Annotated in this window: 15 protein-coding genes; 13 read left to right on the plus strand and 2 right to left on the minus strand. The window is 61.2% G+C overall.

Annotation, left to right across the window (positions count from 1 at the left end; translation table 11 throughout):
• Positions 1–17: 17 nt before the first annotated feature.
• The 6 genes from WS64_RS28840 to WS64_RS28860 all read left to right on the plus strand — a co-directional run bounded on the left by WS64_RS28840 (position 18) and on the right by WS64_RS28860 (position 7,267).
• The gene (locus WS64_RS28840; RefSeq protein ID WP_060968470.1) at positions 18–482 is read left to right on the plus strand and encodes a DcrB-related protein; all 465 of its coding nucleotides are present in this window, start codon (positions 18–20) and stop codon (positions 480–482) included.
• The gene (locus WS64_RS28845) at positions 479–4,774 is read left to right on the plus strand and encodes an RHS repeat-associated core domain-containing protein (protein WP_081103951.1); all 4,296 of its coding nucleotides are present in this window, start codon (positions 479–481) and stop codon (positions 4,772–4,774) included. Before WS64_RS28840 ends, WS64_RS28845 begins: the two co-directional genes overlap by 4 nt.
• 10 nt (positions 4,775–4,784) lie before the next feature.
• Entirely contained in the window at positions 4,785–5,264 is a 480-nt protein-coding gene (locus WS64_RS28850) for an SMI1/KNR4 family protein (RefSeq protein WP_060968471.1), read from the plus strand.
• Between the two features lie 126 nt (positions 5,265–5,390).
• Entirely contained in the window at positions 5,391–5,954 is a 564-nt protein-coding gene (locus tag WS64_RS34675) for a hypothetical protein (protein WP_155720494.1), read from the plus strand.
• 168 nt (positions 5,955–6,122) lie between these two features.
• Positions 6,123–7,046, plus strand: coding sequence for an RHS repeat-associated core domain-containing protein (locus tag WS64_RS35555; protein WP_060968472.1), 924 nt, complete (start codon positions 6,123–6,125; stop codon positions 7,044–7,046).
• Between the two features lie 11 nt (positions 7,047–7,057).
• Entirely contained in the window at positions 7,058–7,267 is a 210-nt protein-coding gene (locus tag WS64_RS28860; protein WP_060314343.1) for a hypothetical protein, read from the plus strand.
• A 52-nt stretch (positions 7,268–7,319) separates the two neighbouring features.
• On the opposite strand, the gene WS64_RS28865 is transcribed toward WS64_RS28860, so the two are convergent.
• Positions 7,320–8,207: an IS30 family transposase gene (locus WS64_RS28865; protein WP_081103952.1), complete on the minus strand. Its 888-nt coding sequence runs from the start codon at positions 8,205–8,207 to the stop codon at positions 7,320–7,322.
• Positions 8,208–8,343: 136 nt separating this feature from the next.
• Between WS64_RS28865 and WS64_RS33880 the strand changes: the two genes are divergently transcribed.
• Positions 8,344–9,096 carry a macro domain-containing protein gene (locus WS64_RS33880; RefSeq protein WP_081103953.1) on the plus strand — a complete coding sequence of 251 codons (753 nt, stop codon included), beginning with the start codon at positions 8,344–8,346 and terminating at the stop codon, positions 9,094–9,096.
• A 330-nt stretch (positions 9,097–9,426) separates the two neighbouring features.
• Here the strand turns inward: WS64_RS33880 and WS64_RS33885 are convergent, their stop codons facing one another.
• Positions 9,427–10,080 (minus strand): hypothetical protein, encoded by a 654-nt coding sequence (locus tag WS64_RS33885; RefSeq protein WP_081103954.1) that lies wholly within the window; start codon positions 10,078–10,080, stop codon positions 9,427–9,429.
• A 785-nt stretch (positions 10,081–10,865) separates the two neighbouring features.
• On the opposite strand from WS64_RS33885, the gene WS64_RS28870 reads away from it, so the two are divergent.
• The 6 genes from WS64_RS28870 to WS64_RS28895 all read left to right on the plus strand — a co-directional run bounded on the left by WS64_RS28870 (position 10,866) and on the right by WS64_RS28895 (position 16,362).
• Positions 10,866–11,984: a branched-chain amino acid ABC transporter substrate-binding protein gene (locus tag WS64_RS28870; protein ID WP_006484706.1), complete on the plus strand. Its 1,119-nt coding sequence runs from the start codon at positions 10,866–10,868 to the stop codon at positions 11,982–11,984.
• 183 nt (positions 11,985–12,167) lie between these two features.
• The gene (livH, locus tag WS64_RS28875) at positions 12,168–13,094 is read left to right on the plus strand and encodes a high-affinity branched-chain amino acid ABC transporter permease LivH (protein WP_059584442.1); all 927 of its coding nucleotides are present in this window, start codon (positions 12,168–12,170) and stop codon (positions 13,092–13,094) included.
• An 11-nt stretch (positions 13,095–13,105) separates the two neighbouring features.
• Positions 13,106–14,377, plus strand: a complete 1,272-nt coding sequence (locus tag WS64_RS28880; protein ID WP_060968473.1) for a high-affinity branched-chain amino acid ABC transporter permease LivM — start codon at positions 13,106–13,108, stop codon at positions 14,375–14,377.
• Positions 14,374–15,147: a high-affinity branched-chain amino acid ABC transporter ATP-binding protein LivG gene (gene livG / locus WS64_RS28885; protein WP_060968474.1), complete on the plus strand. Its 774-nt coding sequence runs from the start codon at positions 14,374–14,376 to the stop codon at positions 15,145–15,147. The genes WS64_RS28880 and livG overlap by 4 nt, the downstream gene beginning before the upstream one ends.
• On the plus strand, positions 15,147–15,848 hold the full coding sequence (locus WS64_RS28890) for an ABC transporter ATP-binding protein (protein WP_006484776.1): 702 nt from the start codon (positions 15,147–15,149) through the stop codon (positions 15,846–15,848). The genes livG and WS64_RS28890 overlap by 1 nt, the downstream gene beginning before the upstream one ends.
• A 163-nt stretch (positions 15,849–16,011) precedes the next feature.
• The gene (locus WS64_RS28895) at positions 16,012–16,362 is read left to right on the plus strand and encodes a VOC family protein (RefSeq protein WP_060968475.1); all 351 of its coding nucleotides are present in this window, start codon (positions 16,012–16,014) and stop codon (positions 16,360–16,362) included.
• The last annotated feature ends 5 nt before the right edge of the window (positions 16,363–16,367 follow it).

Below are 16,367 nucleotides of genomic sequence, written 5' to 3' on the forward strand. Positions count from 1 at the left end.
CTCGAACGAAACCAGCCATGCACTACGCAATCCATGAAGGCACATTCGAATTGCCGGACGCGGCGCTTGATCGCACCGTCAACATGCTGATTCTTCCCGTCGGCCCGGGCGGGCTGAGTCTCGTCGTGTCCCGCGGCCGGCTGCGCGAGCAGGAGTCGATCGACGCGTTCGTCGAGCGCGAATGGGCGCACGCGTCGCGCACCGCGCAGAATCTGGACGTGCAGTCGCGACGCCCGGTAACGGTCGGGCGGGCGGAATGCCCCGGCGTGCAAACGGAATCGACGCATGAACAGGACGGTCGCACCTTTCATCAGATGCAGACGGCGTTTCGGCTCGATGCCGGTGGGCAGGTGATCGTGATGACGTTGACCAATGCCGCGCCGCTCAACGACGAACAGCGTGCGCTTGCCGCGCGCATGCTGGAGAGCTTCCAGCCGCGCCCGGTTGTGCCCACGGTCGTTTCGGATGCCGGCCGCCCATGAGTCAACCGGCCGCTCGCAAGGACGATCCCTTTACCCACACGACGCTTGCGGGCGATTTGCTCGGCATGGGCGGGTCGCTGCTGGGCGGCCTGGGGATCGGATGGGCGCTGACCACGATAGCGGAAGGCCTCGTGTTCGGCGCGTTGGGCGCGCTCGAAATCGGCACCGGCGGGCTGGCGACGCCGATCGTGCTGGCGATCGGCGTCGGCGTGGCCGCCTACATGCAGGGCTCGGGCCTGAACGACAAGATCGACGAGGCCGCGAAGGGGCTCGGCAACGCCATTTCTCCGCCCGTGGAGAAAGGCACGATCCAGAACGGCTCGCCCGATGTGTTCGTCAACGGGAAGCCGGCGGCGCGCGCGGCCGACGGCGCGGACATGGATCCGGTTCTGTGCAGCGACCATCCCGGTCCGCAATTCGTCGCGCAAGGGTCCGACGTGGTGTTCATCAACGATCTGCCCGCGGCGCGGGTCGACGACAAGACCACCTGTGACGGCACGATCTCGAAGGGCTCGCCGGACGTTTTCTTCGGCGGCGGCACGAAGACCGTGCGCGACATCAGCGCGGCGCGGCCGTGGGTCGCCGGGCTCGGCGCGGCGATCGGTATCGCGCTTGCGCTCTGTGGCCGAGGCAAGGGAAGCTGGGGCGATTTCGTCAAGGGCAAGCTGCCGTGTCTCGCGATGAATTTCGCGGCCGGCATATTCGGCACATGGCTCGGCAGCAAGATGCAGCCGTCGGCCGGCCATCCCGTCAACGTGATCACCGGCGGCAAGATTCTCGACGGCAGCGACGATACCGACTTCGTGTTGCCGGGCCCGCTGCCGATCGTCTGGCGGCGTTTTTACAGCAGCCACGACGATCGCGCCGATGGCCTGTTCGGTGTCGGCTGGAGCGTGCCGATCAGTGTCGAGTTGAGGTTGGCGCGGGAGAACGGCGTCGTCACGTCGATCACGTACTGGGACGAACAGGGGCGCGAGATCGAGTTTCCGGCAGTGCAGCCGGGTGAGAGTCATTTCAGCGTGCCGGAAGGCATTTACCTGATTTGTACGGCCGGCGGGCACTATGTGGTCGAAACGGTCGATGGTTTGTATCGCGATTTCGGCCGCGCGGGCAGCGATGCGGACAGCGAGATGCTCAAGCTGCGGCGGCTCGAGGATCGCAACGGCAACTGGATCGAGGTCGAGCAGGAAGCGGTAGATGAGGTCGTGCGGCCGGTGCGGTTGCATGACAGCGCGGGTCGCGTGCTGACGCTGGGTTACGAGAAGCCTCATCCTCGACGCATTGCCACGATCGAACTGACGCGCGGTGTCGACGGAGAGCAACCCGACACGCTGGTGCGTTATAAGTACGACGATGCCGGCCAACTCGTGGCCGTGACCGATCGCAGCGGCCACACCGGGCGACGGTTTGCCTACGAGCATGGGTTGATGGTCCAGCACACGTTGCCCGGCGGCTTGAACTGCTTTTATGCGTGGCAGGGTGTGGGCCGCGACGCACGTGTCGTGCGCCATTGGACCGACGACGGCGAAGCGTACACGTTCGATGCAGACCTTGCGCAGCGTTCGGTGACGATCACCGATCAGATCGGGCGCGTGACGCGCTGGACGTGGAACGAGGATCAGCAGCCGACGCGCTACACCGATGCCGAAGGGCACGTCTGGCAGATCGAATGGAATGCGATGCGGCAGTTGTTGAGCACGACCGATCCGGCCGGCCATGTCACTCGCTTCGAATACGACGAGCGCGGGCGGCAGACGCAGCGCATCGACGCGCTCGGCCAGGTCGAGCGGACCGAATGGAATGGGCACTACGATCTGCCTGTTGCGGAAATCGATCCGACCAACGCGCGATGGATCTATCGTTACGACGCGCGCGGCAATCTGGTGATGGTGCGCGATCCGGCGGGTTTCGCGACCGAGTACTACAGGGACGAGCGCGGGCTCGTGCATACGATTCGCGATGCGCGTGGCGGGTACAAATTCCTCGAATGGAATGGCCGGGCGCAGTTGACCGCGTATACCGACTGTTCCGGCAAGGTCACGCGGTTTGCGTATGACGCACGCGGTGCGCTCGCGCGGGTGACCGATGCGGCCGGCAATGCCACGGTGTACGAAACGGATGCGATGGGGCGAGTCACGGGGATCGGGACGGCTGATGGTGCGCGTCAAATGTTCCGTTACGACGCGGCCGGAAGGCTGATTGAGGTCGTCGATCCAAACCAGCGCAGCACGCGTTACGAAGTCAATCCGCGTGGATTGTTGCTTGCACGCACGGATGCGGCGGGTCGGGTCGTGCAGTTCGGCTATGACCAGGCGTTCCGGTTGGCGAGCCTGACCAACGAGAACCGTGAGACGTATCGCTTTCAGTACGACCGTCGCGATCTGGTTTCCGCACAGATCGGTCTCGATGGCCACAAGCGTATGTACGAGTACGACGTGTGCGGTCTAGGCACGATCGTCCGCGACGGGCAGCTCGAGACACGATACGAGCGCGACGCGATTGGGCGGCTGACGGCGAAGCAAGCCGCGCACGAGCGTTGCGAATACCTGTACGACGAGGCAGGCCGGATCACATCGGCCGAGTTGTACACGCTTGCTGCCCGAGGACCATCGTTGAAGAATCGCGTCAGCCTGAAGTACGACAAGCGTGGAGAAGTCGTCGAGGAATACACGCCGACCGGCTGGCTCGCACACACCTACGACGAGCTCGGCAACCGTGTCAGCACGACGATTTCCGGCGAGCGCACGATCGACTGGCTGCATTACGGGTCGGGGCACGTGCACCAGATTCGTTTCGACGGTGCTGCGGTTGCGGACATCGAGCGGGATGATCTGCATCGCGAGGTGCTGCGGACGCAGGGCAAGCTGACGAGCCATTTCGGGTATGACGCGGTGGGGCGCCGTGCGCGGCAAATTGCGCAGCGCGGCGCGGCGGGCGGCGAGTTGCTTGCGAAGCAGTGGCAATACGATGCGGCAGGCGAGGTGATCCAGAAGCGCGATCAGCGTTACGGCACGACGAGCTATGGGTATGACCCGACGGGGCGCATCGAACAGGCGGTGGGGCCGGGATTGCCGTCGGAAGTGTTTCGGTGGGATGCCGCGGCGAACCTGGTGTCGAGCGATCACCCGGGTGGCTACGTCGAGCACAACCGGCTCAAGATGTTCGAGGACAAGCGCTTCGAGTACGACGCGTATGGGCGGCTCGTTCGTAAGGTGAGCGGGCATGGGCCGGCTAAAGAGCTCACGCTTGAATACGACGATTGGAACCAGCTCAAGACCGTCGTGACGAAGGACCGGCTCGGGATCGCGACAACGCATTTCGAGTACGACGCGTTTGGTCGGCGGGTTCGCAAGCTCAACGGCAGTTACGCGAGTACGGATTTCCTGTGGGACGGCATGCGGTTGGTGCAGGAGACGTATCACGACCGTCAGGGCGAGGAAGCGCTGACGTACTTGTACGAGTCCAATAGTTATGTGCCACTTGCCCGGATCGATCAAGGGAGGGCGGCGGCCAATGATGCGGATGTGCGGGATGCGGTTTATTACTTCCACAACGACGTTTCGGGGTTGCCGGAGGAACTGACCGACGCTGGTGGCGAGTTGGTCTGGCAGGCGCGCTATAAGGTGTGGGGCAATGCGGTGCAGGAGGAGTGGGTTGCTCGGGCGCCGCAGCGACCGACAGCGGTGTGGGGAGAGGTTCAAGCGGCCGCGTCAGCGCCGGCTCACGCACCGCGACCGCAGAACCTGCGCTTCCAAGGGCAGTATCTGGACCGCGAGACCGGGTTGCACTACAACACTTTCCGGTTCTACGATCCGGATATCGGGCGATTCATCAATCCAGATCCGATCGGCCTGCTAGGTGGAACGAACCTCTACCGATACGCACCGAATCCGATCCAATGGATCGATCCGTGGGGATGGGCTTACCAAGGCGTCGATTTTTCTGGCAGTCCCAATCTGTTTCCGGCGACGGAAGGCCAGCGGAATATCGTAGAGATCACCATGCAGGGATCGAGATCGAGAGACTTTGTTCAGGCATTCAAAGAAGCGAATATTTCAAAGGCTGATGCCACCGGCTATACGTGGCACCATCTGAATGACTTCAATCCTGAGACGGGGCGCACGACGATGCAACTGGTCGAAACGCAAGCACATATCGACACTTTCCCGCATGCGGGTTCGGCGGATCAATTTGCAAAGCATTTTGGCGTTGCATACGATTCCGCCGAGGCCGTGCGGGTTGCCCAAGAGCAGGGATGGTTGAAGGGGCGTAGTCCCAAACGAGGATGCTAACGGAGGAAGTATGAAGCAAAACGAGTTCTCGAAGTGTGGACCCGCAATTGACCGATCGGGCATAGAGAAGCTCGAGAACGATTTAGGCGTTCAGCTACCGGAAGCGATGAAGGGGCACTACCTGAAGTTCAATGGTGGCATGCCAGTTCTCGACTGGTTTCCAATGGAGGATGATTGGGAGCCGATATGGATCCACGAATTCCTTCCTATCGGAACGCAGGACGCTAGCAAGCCTAACGTTCAAAGCATTTTTGCGCGAGTCGCGGGTAAGGGAGGATACCCTCGAACCTTTGTTCCATTTGCCACTGATCCTGGCGGTAATCTTTTCTGTGTCGACACTGATAGCGGTGCCGTACATTATTGGTTGACCGACACCTACGACGAAATGTTGACGGACTTGGAGAACCGCCAGAAAGCTGATCGGCGTCTGACTGATTCATTTGACCAATTCATCAGCTCGCTCGTTTCTGAAGACGAGGCATTCGGCTAGCATTCGGTCCTGCGAAGCGATGGCAATCCACGGCTGGGCGAACATTTGTAAGAAAGTTGAAGCTGATCAAGCTCGCCAAGTCGCTGACCGGCCGCACCTTTCGCCAGATGCCATTAGGAAGTGAGTATGTTCGATATCGAGTCACATAAAAAATATATCGAATCAATTCTTGCTGCGGGAAGGTTCGACAACCTTGCTCGTTTTGGTGTTAGGTGTTGCATTGGACTTGCGCACGATGATTCAATATTCGAATTCCTTGCTACGCATGCAGGAAGTACAGGCGCACAGATCAGACAGCGAGTCGGCGACTACCTGGATCAAGTGTGGAACGGAAACGAAAACCCCAATCCGCTAAGCGATTTAGAGCAAGTGGACTGGGACCCTGATGTAGTCGAAATGGACGTCGATGCCGCGGCCCAAGGCGCCACTGATTTGCTAGCAGGGCTGTCTTTTTTAGCCAAATGGTGTGTTGAACATAACGTGGAACGATTGGCTGCATGTGATGATATTCTGATAAATCGAATCGACTACTTGGAGAGTTTTGAGTTGATTGGAGGACATGTTGCGAATCCAGTCGATCATGAAATGACCGTGCAGAAGGATTTTGCTCGTGAACTCATTGCAGGTATCTTGACAGATCGTTACAAAATGAAATATCACGAGTGGTTATTCAATCTTGGTTCTCCCTGAATCCGGAGTTCAAGGAGCAACCATGCAAACGATTGACCTGTCGATTTCCCATAGTCAAATCGTAGTTCGATTGAGGCCGTACCAACGCATTTCGAGTACGACGCGTTCGGTCGACGGATTCGGAAGCTCAATGGGAGTTATGCGAGTACCGATTTCCTGTGGGACGGCATGCAGTTGGTGCAGGAGACGTATCACGACCGCCAGGGCGAGGAAGCGCTGACGTACTTGTACGAGTCCAATAGTTATGTGCCGCTTGCCCGGATCGATCAAGGGAGGGCAGCGGCTAATGATGCGGATGGACGGGATGCGGTTTACTACTTCCACAATGATGTATCGGGGTTGCCGGAGGAACTGACTGACGCTGGTGGCGAGCTGGTTTGGCAGGAGTGCTACAAGGTGTGGGGCAATGCGGTGCAGGAGGAGTGGGTCGCGCGGGCCGCGCAGCGACCGACGCCAGCGTGGGGGGAGGTACAGCCGGCGCCAGTGCCGACGCACGCGCCGCGCCCGCAGAACCTGCGCTTCCAAGGGCAGTATCTGGACCGCGAGACCGGGTTGCACTACAACACTTTCCGGTTCTACGATCCGGATATCGGGCGGTTCATCACGCATGATCCCATTGGACTTGCTGGCGGCATTAATCTCCACATGTACGCGCCGAACCCGATAAGCTGGATTGACCCCTGGGGCTTGAGGTGCGGGCCTGGCGAAGCGACAGGAGCTGGGCGTAAAGTGACTCCCGGAAGATGGCTACGCGGTACCCATGGGAACGCTGGTGCCTTTCCGGAGTCGATTGCAAAAAAGATGAAGGGACGCTCTTATAGAGATTTTGACCATTTCAGATCAGAATTTTGGAAGGAAGTCTCAATGGATTCCGACCTGAGTAGTCAGTTCTCGAAGTCCAACGTGTCGAGAATGACAAATGGATTGGCTCCGAAGGCATCGGTTACTCAGGGAGTGGGGAAGAACACCTCGTATGTGCTTCATCATATAGAACCGATTCAGCACGGTGGGGGTGTCTATGATATGGATAATTTACGTATCGTAACGCCTCGATATCACGCTGAAGTGCTGGATCCTTCGTACCATTATTGAGAGGTTAAGTGATGAATAGGGATGAACTGATTGTTTTGGTTGGGCGGATGAGAGAGTCAAATTACGCCTCCGATGAGGAGGCTGAAAATGACGTGGAGATTTTGAATAAAAGTGTGGCTGATCCTTATGCAATGGATTATATATTTCAAAAGGAATACGAAGATATGTCACTTGAGGAGGTTGTGGACAAAATCCTCTCGTATAGGCCGATTCAATTGTAACTTATGTAAATGAGGTTGTTGGGGGTATCCTTGGAGTGGGCGGTCTCAAGAATCAAGTGCAACGTTTAGCCAATCCGGCGGCAGCCAGTTCCATCGCCATAGCCTCTTCAGGGGTTTTCCAGTTGAGGGTTTGGCGAGGGCGGCCGTTCATCAGTTTGGCAATGTCGTTCAATTGCATCTGGGTGACGCCTGACAGGTCGGCCCCCTTGGGCAGAAACTGGCGCAGCAGGCCGTTGGTATTTTCGTTGCTGCCCCGTTGCCAAGGGGCGTAGGGATCTGCGAACCAGATGTCCAGATTCAGTCGTTCAGCCAACTCGACATGGCAAGTCATTTCCGATCCACGATTACCGACGCAGGAGCGATTGAAGGCGCCTTTGATGAGATCGCCTTCCCAATGACCGGGCCATTGGCGCGTTTCGATTGCCTCGGGTCGATGGATGATGCGCAGTTCTTCCGGGACAAAGCTCTTGCGGGCCAACGTCTTGCGGGCGTTGCCGCGCACCGGCTTCTCCTGGCGCAAGGCCTCGATCATCGCCTGCTTCAAGCCGCCCCGGGGATGGGTATAAATCGCCGCGTAGATCGTTTCATGACTGACGCGTTGCTCGGGATTATCTGGATGCATCTCGCGAAGTCTGGCAGCAATTTGCTGCGGCGACGAGCGCCGATAAACCAGATCGTGATGCACTTGCCAGTACAGCGCGCTTCCTGTTGCCAGCTTCACCTGACGCCGACTTCGCTCGCGGCGCGCCCGGCAGGCTCTGGCCGCGCTCGTGGCGTCATAACAGCGAGACGATTCCGTACGATTGCGTGCCAGCTCTCGCGTGATCGCCGACGCGCTGCGACCAAGCAGCCTTGCAATCGCCCTGACGCTCGTGTTTCTGGCCTTCTCGATCATGATCGCCGCGCGCTCTTCGGCGCTCAAATGCTGGTATTTCGTCATTGCAACACCCTACCTCATCAACAGTGTTGCACTTGAAACTAGAGTCTAAGGAGCCCCGTCCAGGAACTTTCTTGGTTGAAGGGAGTGAACCACTTGATATTTCGAATCGCGTGAAAAGAAGTGGATCGAGTTGCTCATGAAAAGAGAATATTTCCATTCAAAAACAGAGTTTCCGTGTGGTGTAGGGGAGGTTTATACGGAATTTCTCGACGGCGTCGCGACGCGCCAGATTAGCCATCCTGATGGTGGAGTTATCTATGCATCTTCATCGGTACGTGATTGGAATCCTGAGATAGGATTTTTGCTCTTTGATGGAATTAAGGACGAGCTTGAAATTTCTCAAAAAGACGAAATCAGACGAGAAGATTTCGAGCATGTCTGGAAGGCGGTCATAGGCAATCCTCCCAAAGGACTGTCGATTGTCTATGAAGTTGGGGATGCGGCTGTGCCACGGGAAAATTCAACCTTGATTGCTCATGTGGTGAACAATCGGGGGAAATGGGGGCGCGGGTTTGTTGTTTCTCTCGGCAAGAAATACCCTGTCGCACGAGATGGTTATCTCGAATTGTTCCGAGATGAACAGCGGCCTCCGCTCGGAATGGTTCAATTTTTGTCTGTGGATGACGAGAAGCGGATATTTGTCGCGAACATGGTTTCTCAGGACGGGATTCGCAAGAGTAGTCGCGACGCTGCTCAATACGTTTCGTATTCTGACCTCAAGATATGCCTTAGTAAAATTTGCGAATTTGCGTTAGCTAATCGACTTTCGGTGCAAATGCCAATGATCGGCGCGGGACTTGGTGGCGGGGATTGGGAAGTCATTTCGGCGGAAATCGACGAGGTGTTTTCGTACTATAAACAGACTTGTAAAATAATTACACTTTCTTGATAACGCCGGCGGCGAGCTGGTTTGGCAGGCGCGCTACAAGGTGTGGGGCGATGCGGTGCAGGAGGAGTGGGTTACGCGGGTGCCGCAGCGGTCGACGGCCGCCTGGGGTGAAGTGTCGGTGGCCGCGCCGGCCTGGACGCGCGTGGCTGATCAACGATGCGTGTTTTGTTCCGGGTCGCAAGGCGAGGATCGACATTGAGCCGGGCAGGCTGATCATCACGCAGATGTAAAAGGCAACGCCGCGAGATGCGGCCGCGCTGCGCGACGTCGCGCAGCGCGCCGGACGGGGTAGAGCAGCCGGAACCGGCGGCAGCCACCCCAAACCACGCATCACCAAGCGATATCGCAAGACGACCGCGACGTCCCCGCACCGCCGGTAGCCGTGCATTTCGTCCCTGAGCCGTTGTCATAGAACGTCCGCGTCTCTGGCTGCGGCACCGACGGATCGAACGGATTCGGCGCGCCGTGCGGACCGCGCGGCGCATCGTACGGCCGCTGAGGCGCATATGAGCCGCCGCTGCCAGCCGGCCGAGAGCCATTAGCGCGCAGGTATTCATTCCAGTTCCGCTCGCGCTGCTCATACCCCGGCACAGCGCGCCCCAAACTGTCGCTCCCGCCCGCGCCGAGCGCGACACGATTCGGCGGCAAGACGAGATCGGGTTCACGTTCAGAAGAAGCAGGCGGCGATGCCACAAGCGCATCGCTCGTCACCCGCAACGGCCGCGTATCCGGCGTATCGAACGGGCTGCGTTCGGCAGGCGTGGCGAACTGCACCCGCCTGCGGCTCAACCGCGCCGCATGCCCGTCATCCCGGGCGGCCGCACGTCGCTCCGAGCGAAACACATTGGCGCCGGCCGACCGATCGGTCAGCGTATCGCGTCCGGAAGCATGGGCAGCACAAACAGAAAGCGCGCACGCGATCGCGGCGGCGGAAGAGAGGCGGATTGGGCAATTCATCGGTGATTCGAAGCAGGTGATGTGCATTGAACAAGAACGGCAAATCACTGGCTGGCGGCTGAGCGACAAGGGGGACGTCGAAGCGTCCCTGAAGCGACTGCGAGGCGTGGCGGGCGCGACTTGCAGGGAGGCTGGCTGGATTGCTGAAGCGAGGCCACATTATTTCATGGAAATCTCAAAAAGCTTTCAAAATGTTTAGCATCAAAGGTAAACAGTAAGATTTGCCGCGATGTCGAGCCCCGTTCTGGTGCGCACTTACACAATCATCAGTCGATTGATTTCCGGCGATCGACTCCTGGGCCGCCCACAAAACGCACCATCGCGGATCACGCCCTCGCCGAACGCCACGCCCAGCAAGGAACCCGCCCCGGTCTCCCTGCCCAATAGCAACCCGATTGCACCCAAAGCAAACGTTCCCGCCTTCCGGAGGTTGCGCCCCCGTCGCCACCCGCCCGCCTCAAAAACATACGTGTTTTCCCTCAATCGACAGGCATTTTTGACAGACGATTGAAAAACGCCCATATAATTTCGGCTGCCTTGCCAATGGCTGTCGGACCATCCCTCCGAACGAGCGATTTGGCAAGCGGGGCAGGCGAAACGCTTGCGCAATGCAAGACGCATCACGATGTCTTTCCGAACCAGACGTCCCCTTCGGGGACTGCAAGAGCCGGGCCCCGCTACGCAACATTCCGCTGGAGTTCCGTCTTCTATGTGTCTCGGGCGTGTCCCCTGTCCTCGCCCCGGGTGCTGTTCGATTGCGCAAGTCATGCCGCCTTTGCCCGTATGACTAAACAACATCGAGGAGCTCCCAGATGACGCTGTCCCGTCTTACGTCCATTTCCGTCGCCGCCGTGCTGTTCGCCGCCGGCGCCGCCGCCGCGCAAGCGGAAACCGTGAAGATCGCCATCGCTGGTCCGATGAGCGGCTCGGTCGCCCAATACGGCGACATGGTGAAGGCCGGCGCGCTGACCGCGATCGAACAGATCAACGCGGCAGGCGGTGCGGGCGGCAACAAGTTCGAAGTCGTGATGATGGACGACGCGTGCGAACCGAAGCAGGCCGTCGCCGTCGCCAACAAGATCGTCAGCCAGAAGATCAAGTACGTGATCGGCCACGTGTGCTCGGGTTCGACGATTCCCGCGTCGGACATCTACGAGAACGAAGGCATCGTGATGGTCACGCCGTCGGCCACCGCGCCGCAGCTGACGGAAGGCAAGAAGCGCCACTTCATCTTCCGCACGATCGGCCGCGACGACCAGCAAGGTCCGGCCGCCGCGCACTACATCATCAACAACGTGAAGCCGAAGAAGGTCGCGGTCCTGCACGACAAGCAGTCGTACGGCCAGGGCATCGCGTCGTCGGTGAAGAAGGATCTCGAAGCCGCGAAGATCCCGGTCGTGCTGTTCGAAGGCATCAACGCCGGCGATTCGGACTACTCGGCGATCATCACGAAGCTGAAGTCGCAAGGCGTCGATTTCGTCTACTTCGGCGGCTACCACCCGGAAATGGGCCTGCTGATGCGCCAGGCGCGCGAGCAGGGCGTGAAGGCGACGTTCATGGGGCCTGAAGGCGTGGGCAACAAGGACGTGACGGCGATCGCCGGCCCGGCTTCGGAAGGCATGCTGGTCACGCTGCCGGCCGACTTCTCGGCCGATCCGGCCAACGCGGCGCTCGTGAAGGCGTTCGCGGACAAGAAGCGCGACCCGAACGGCCCGTTCCAGATGCCGTCGTACGCAGCGGTGAAGATCATCGCCGACTCGATCGCGGGCGCGAAGACGACGGACCCGACGAAGGTCGCCGCGTACATGCACAAGACGACGTTCGACACGCCGATCGGCAAGGTCGCGTATGACGCGCAGGGCGACCTGAAGGCGTTCAAGTTCGTCGTGTACACGTGGCACAAGGACGCGACGAAGACCGCCGCCAAGTAACAACGAAGTATCCGCTCGCGCACCCGCCCCGCCCGAAACCCGGACGGGGCGGGTGCGTATTGGCCGCGCATCTGCCCCATGCGCGCCAAAGGGCGGCCCGAGACGACACCGTGCGCTGCGCGCGGCCGGCCGCCGTGATCCGGCGACGGCACGCGGCCCAGCGCCAACGGGAGCTTCCCGCACATGACTGACTTCTTTCCTCAATTCGCCCAGCAGCTGGTCAACGGCCTGACGCTGGGTGCGATCTATGCGTTGATCGCCATCGGCTATTCGATGGTCTACGGCATCATCGGCATGATCAACTTCGCCCACGGCGAGATCTACATGATCGGCGCATACGTGGGCCTCGTGACCCTGACGGCCATCGGCATCTCCGCCGGCTATCCGCTGCCGCTCGTGCTCGGCGCCGCGCTGATCGTGTCGGTGATCGTCACCGGCCTGTACGGCTTCGCGGTCGAGCGCGTCGCGTATCGCCCGCTGCGCGGCGGCCCGCGCCTCGTGCCGCTGATTTCCGCGATCGGCATGTCGATCTTCCTGCAGAACTACGTGCAGATCGGCCAGGGCGCGCGCGACGTGTCGGTGCCGGTGCTGATCTCCGGCGCGTTCGAGATCCATCTCGGCGGCGACTACGACGTGACGGTTCCGTATGCGCGCCTGCTGATCGTCTGCGTGACGATCGTGCTGATGATCGCGCTCACGCTGTTCATCTCGCATTCGCGGATGGGCCGTGCGTGCCGCGCGTGCGCCGAGGACATGAAGATGGCGAACCTGCTCGGCATCGACACGAACCGCGTGATCTCGTTCACGTTCGTGCTCGGCGCGATGCTGGCGGCCGTCGGCGGCGTGCTGATCGGGCTGACGATCGGCAAGCTGAATCCGTATATCGGCTTCGTCGCGGGCATCAAGGCGTTCACCGCCGCGGTGCTCGGCGGGATCGGCAGCATTCCGGGCGCGATGCTCGGCGGCGTGCTGCTGGGCCTCGCCGAAACCTTCGCCGCGGGCTACATGCCGGCCGAGTACAAGGACGTGGTCGCGTTCGGCCTGCTCGTGCTGATCCTGCTCTTCCGCCCGACCGGCCTGCTCGGCAAGTCGGACATCGAAAAGGTTTGACGGAGACGCAGATGAGTCAAGTCATTTCCGTTCGCCGCCCGGCCGCCGACGCATCGATCGGCCAGGCGCTGAAAAATGCCGTGGCCGCCGCGCTCCTGACGGCGATCCTCACGATTCCGGTGCTCGGGCTGCAGTTGAAGCTCGACGGCTATCAGGTAGTGCTGACGCCGCACTGGCGCCCGGTGTGGATCGCGGTCGCGGCCGTGTTCCTGTTCCAGTTGTTCAAGCCGTGGCTCGTGCGCGCGAAATCCGCGGTGAAGCTGCCGGCGATGCCCGCGATGGGCGCGCGGCAGCAGCGCGTGATCATCTGGGTGCTGCTCGCGGTCGGGCTCGTGTGGCCGTTCTTCGGCTCGCGCGGTGCAGTGGACGTCGCGACGCTCGCGCTGATCTACGTGATCCTCGGCCTCGGGCTGAACATCGTGGTCGGTTTCGCGGGGCTGCTGGATCTCGGCTATGTCGGGTTCTACGCGGTCGGCGGCTATACGTACGCGATGCTGAACCAGTATTTCGGGCTGTCGTTCTGGGAATGCCTGCCGATCGCGGCGATTGCCGCGGCGACGTTCGGCTTCCTGCTCGGCTTCCCGGTGCTGCGTTTGCGCGGCGACTATCTGGCGATCGTCACGCTCGGCTTCGGCGAAATCATCCGCCTGCTCGCGAACAACCTGACGAGCCTCACTGGCGGCCCGGACGGCATCTCGAGCATTCCGAAGCCGACGGTGTTCGGCTTCGAGATGGCACGCTCGGCGAGCGTCGAAGGCGCGAAGACCTTCCATGAGCTGGTCGGGCTGGAATACAGCGGCGAGCACATGGTGATCTTCCTGTACCTGATCGCGCTGGTGCTGGTCGGCTTCACGCTGTTCGTGACGAGCCGCCTGATCCGCATGCCGATGGGCCGCGCATGGGAAGCGCTGCGCGACGACGAGATCGCGTGCCGTTCGCTCGGCCTGAACCCGACGCGCATCAAGCTGTCGGCGTTCACGCTCGGCGCGGCGTTCGCGGGTATCGGCGGCGCGTTCTTCGCCGCGCGTCAGGGCCTCGTGAATCCTGAATCGTTCACCTTCATCGAATCGGCGCTGATCCTCGCGATCGTCGTGCTCGGCGGGATGGGCTCGCAGCTCGGCGTGATTCTCGCGGCGATCCTGCTGACCGTGCTGCCGGAAGTCGCGCGCGGGTTCGCCGAGTACCGGATGCTGATCTTCGGTCTGGTGATGGTGTTGATGATGATGTGGCGTCCGCAGGGCCTCTTGCCCGCGAGCCGTCCTCACGTGGAGCTGCCGCAATGAGCGCGAATGCAGAACTGTTGAAGGTGGCCGGGCTGCAGATGCGCTTCGGCGGGTTGCTCGCGGTGGACGGCATCGATTTCGACGTGCGCCGCGACGAGGTGTTCGCGATCATCGGGCCGAACGGCGCGGGCAAGACCACGGTGTTCAACTGCGTCGGCGGCTTCTACAAGCCGACCGGCGGCGACGTCGTGCTCGACGGCCACGCGATTGCCGGGCTGCCGAGCCACCAGATCGCGCTGAAGGGCCTGGTGCGCACGTTCCAGAACATCCGCCTGTTCAAGTCGCTGACCGTCGTCGAGAACCTGCTCGTCGCGCAGCATCGCAAGGTGAAGGCCGGGCTGCTGCACGGCCTGTTCGCGACGCCCGCGTATCGTCACGCCGAGAAGGAAGCGCTCGAACGCGCGGCCATGTGGCTCGACCGGATGGGGCTGACGGCGGTCGCCAACCGGCCGGCCGGCACGCTGTCGTACGGGCACCAGCGGCGTCTGGAGATCGCGCGCTGCATGATCACCGAGCCGCGCCTCTTGATGCTCGACGAGCCGGCGGCCGGCCTCAACCCGCAGGAAAAGATCGAGCTGCAGCACCTGATCGACAAGCTGCGCCGTGAATTCGGCGTATCGGTGCTGCTGATCGAGCACGACATGAGCCTCGTGATGGGCGTGTCCGACCGCATCCTCGTGATGGAGCACGGCCGGCCGATCGTGATCGGCACGCCGGAAGCGGTCCGCAACGACCCGCGCGTGATCAAGGCGTATCTGGGGGAAGAGTGATGCTGAAGCTGGAACAGGTCCATACGCACTACGGCGCGGTCGAGGCGCTCGCGGGCGTGTCGATCGAGGTGAACAAGGGCGAGATCGTCACGCTGATCGGCAGCAACGGCGCCGGCAAGACGACGCTGATGATGACGGTATGCGGCACGCCGCGCGCGTCGTCGGGCCGCGTGCTGTTCGAGGGCAACGACATCACCGCGATGTCGACGCACCAGATCATGCGGCAGGGGATGGCGATCTCGCCGGAAGGGCGGCGCGTGTTCCCGAGCCTGACGGTGCTCGAGAACCTGAAGATGGGCGGCTTTTTCGCGAGCCGTCACGAGATCGACGACGGCATCGAGCACGTGTTCAAGCTGTTTCCGCGCCTGAAGGAACGCGCGGCGCAGCGCGCCGGCACGATGTCGGGCGGCGAGCAGCAGATGCTGGCGATCGGCCGTGCGCTGATGAGCAAGCCGCGCCTGCTGCTGCTGGACGAGCCGACGCTCGGCCTCGCGCCGCTCGTGATCGCGCAGATCTTCGACATCATCCGGACGATCCGCGACGAAGGCGTCACGGTGTTCCTGGTCGAGCAGAACGCGAACAAGGCGCTCGGCGTGGCCGATCGCGGCTACGTGCTCGAAACGGGGCGCGTGGTGCTGGCCGACACGGGCGCGAACCTGCTCGCGAACGACCGGATCAAACAGGCGTATCTCGGCGGTTGATCGGCGGGCAGCCGCCGGCCTGCAACGGGCCGGCGGCTTCTTGGCGTCGTTTCCGGATGTGTTGGTACGATGGGTCCCACGCCCGTTTGTGCAGCCAATCCGTAGCCGATTCGGCTTCGATCGTAGTCGAATCGGCGACTTCCTCGCTTCCCGGAGCAAACCGATGAAGGTCAAACGAATCGTCGCCAATATCGACACACGCTCGATCGACGACGCAAAGCGCTTCTATCGGCACATCTTCGGCCTCGACCTGCTGATGGACCACGGCTGGATCGCGACCTACGGCAACACCGAGCAGATGGCCGTGCAGATCAGCTTCGCGTCGCAGGGCGGATCGGGCACGCCGACGCCCGATCTGTCGATCGAGGTCGACGATCTCGACGAAGCGCTTGCGCGTGTTCATGCGGCCGGCGTGCCCGTCGAATACGGCCCGGCCGACGAGCCGTGGGGCGTGCGGCGGTTTTACGTGCGCGACCCGTTCGGCAAGCTCGTCAACGTGCTCGCGCATCGCTGACCGGC

The sequence above is a fragment of the Burkholderia anthina genome (assembly GCF_001547525.1).
Lineage (GTDB): Bacteria > Pseudomonadota > Gammaproteobacteria > Burkholderiales > Burkholderiaceae > Burkholderia > Burkholderia semiarida.

Coding starts and splice junctions, on each gene's coding strand:
- WS64_RS28840 (WP_060968470.1), top strand. CDS start 18: ATGCACTACGCAATCCATGAAGGCACATTCGAATTGCCGGACGCGGCG.
- WS64_RS28845 (WP_081103951.1), top strand. CDS start 479: ATGAGTCAACCGGCCGCTCGCAAGGACGATCCCTTTACCCACACGACG.
- WS64_RS28850 (WP_060968471.1), top strand. CDS start 4,785: ATGAAGCAAAACGAGTTCTCGAAGTGTGGACCCGCAATTGACCGATCG.
- WS64_RS34675 (WP_155720494.1), top strand. CDS start 5,391: ATGTTCGATATCGAGTCACATAAAAAATATATCGAATCAATTCTTGCT.
- WS64_RS35555 (WP_060968472.1), top strand. CDS start 6,123: ATGCAGTTGGTGCAGGAGACGTATCACGACCGCCAGGGCGAGGAAGCG.
- WS64_RS28860 (WP_060314343.1), top strand. CDS start 7,058: ATGAATAGGGATGAACTGATTGTTTTGGTTGGGCGGATGAGAGAGTCA.
- WS64_RS28865 (WP_081103952.1), bottom strand. CDS start 8,207: ATGACGAAATACCAGCATTTGAGCGCCGAAGAGCGCGCGGCGATCATG.
- WS64_RS33880 (WP_081103953.1), top strand. CDS start 8,344: ATGAAAAGAGAATATTTCCATTCAAAAACAGAGTTTCCGTGTGGTGTA.
- WS64_RS33885 (WP_081103954.1), bottom strand. CDS start 10,080: ATGCACATCACCTGCTTCGAATCACCGATGAATTGCCCAATCCGCCTC.
- WS64_RS28870 (WP_006484706.1), top strand. CDS start 10,866: ATGACGCTGTCCCGTCTTACGTCCATTTCCGTCGCCGCCGTGCTGTTC.
- livH (WP_059584442.1), top strand. CDS start 12,168: ATGACTGACTTCTTTCCTCAATTCGCCCAGCAGCTGGTCAACGGCCTG.
- WS64_RS28880 (WP_060968473.1), top strand. CDS start 13,106: ATGAGTCAAGTCATTTCCGTTCGCCGCCCGGCCGCCGACGCATCGATC.
- livG (WP_060968474.1), top strand. CDS start 14,374: ATGAGCGCGAATGCAGAACTGTTGAAGGTGGCCGGGCTGCAGATGCGC.
- WS64_RS28890 (WP_006484776.1), top strand. CDS start 15,147: ATGCTGAAGCTGGAACAGGTCCATACGCACTACGGCGCGGTCGAGGCG.
- WS64_RS28895 (WP_060968475.1), top strand. CDS start 16,012: ATGAAGGTCAAACGAATCGTCGCCAATATCGACACACGCTCGATCGAC.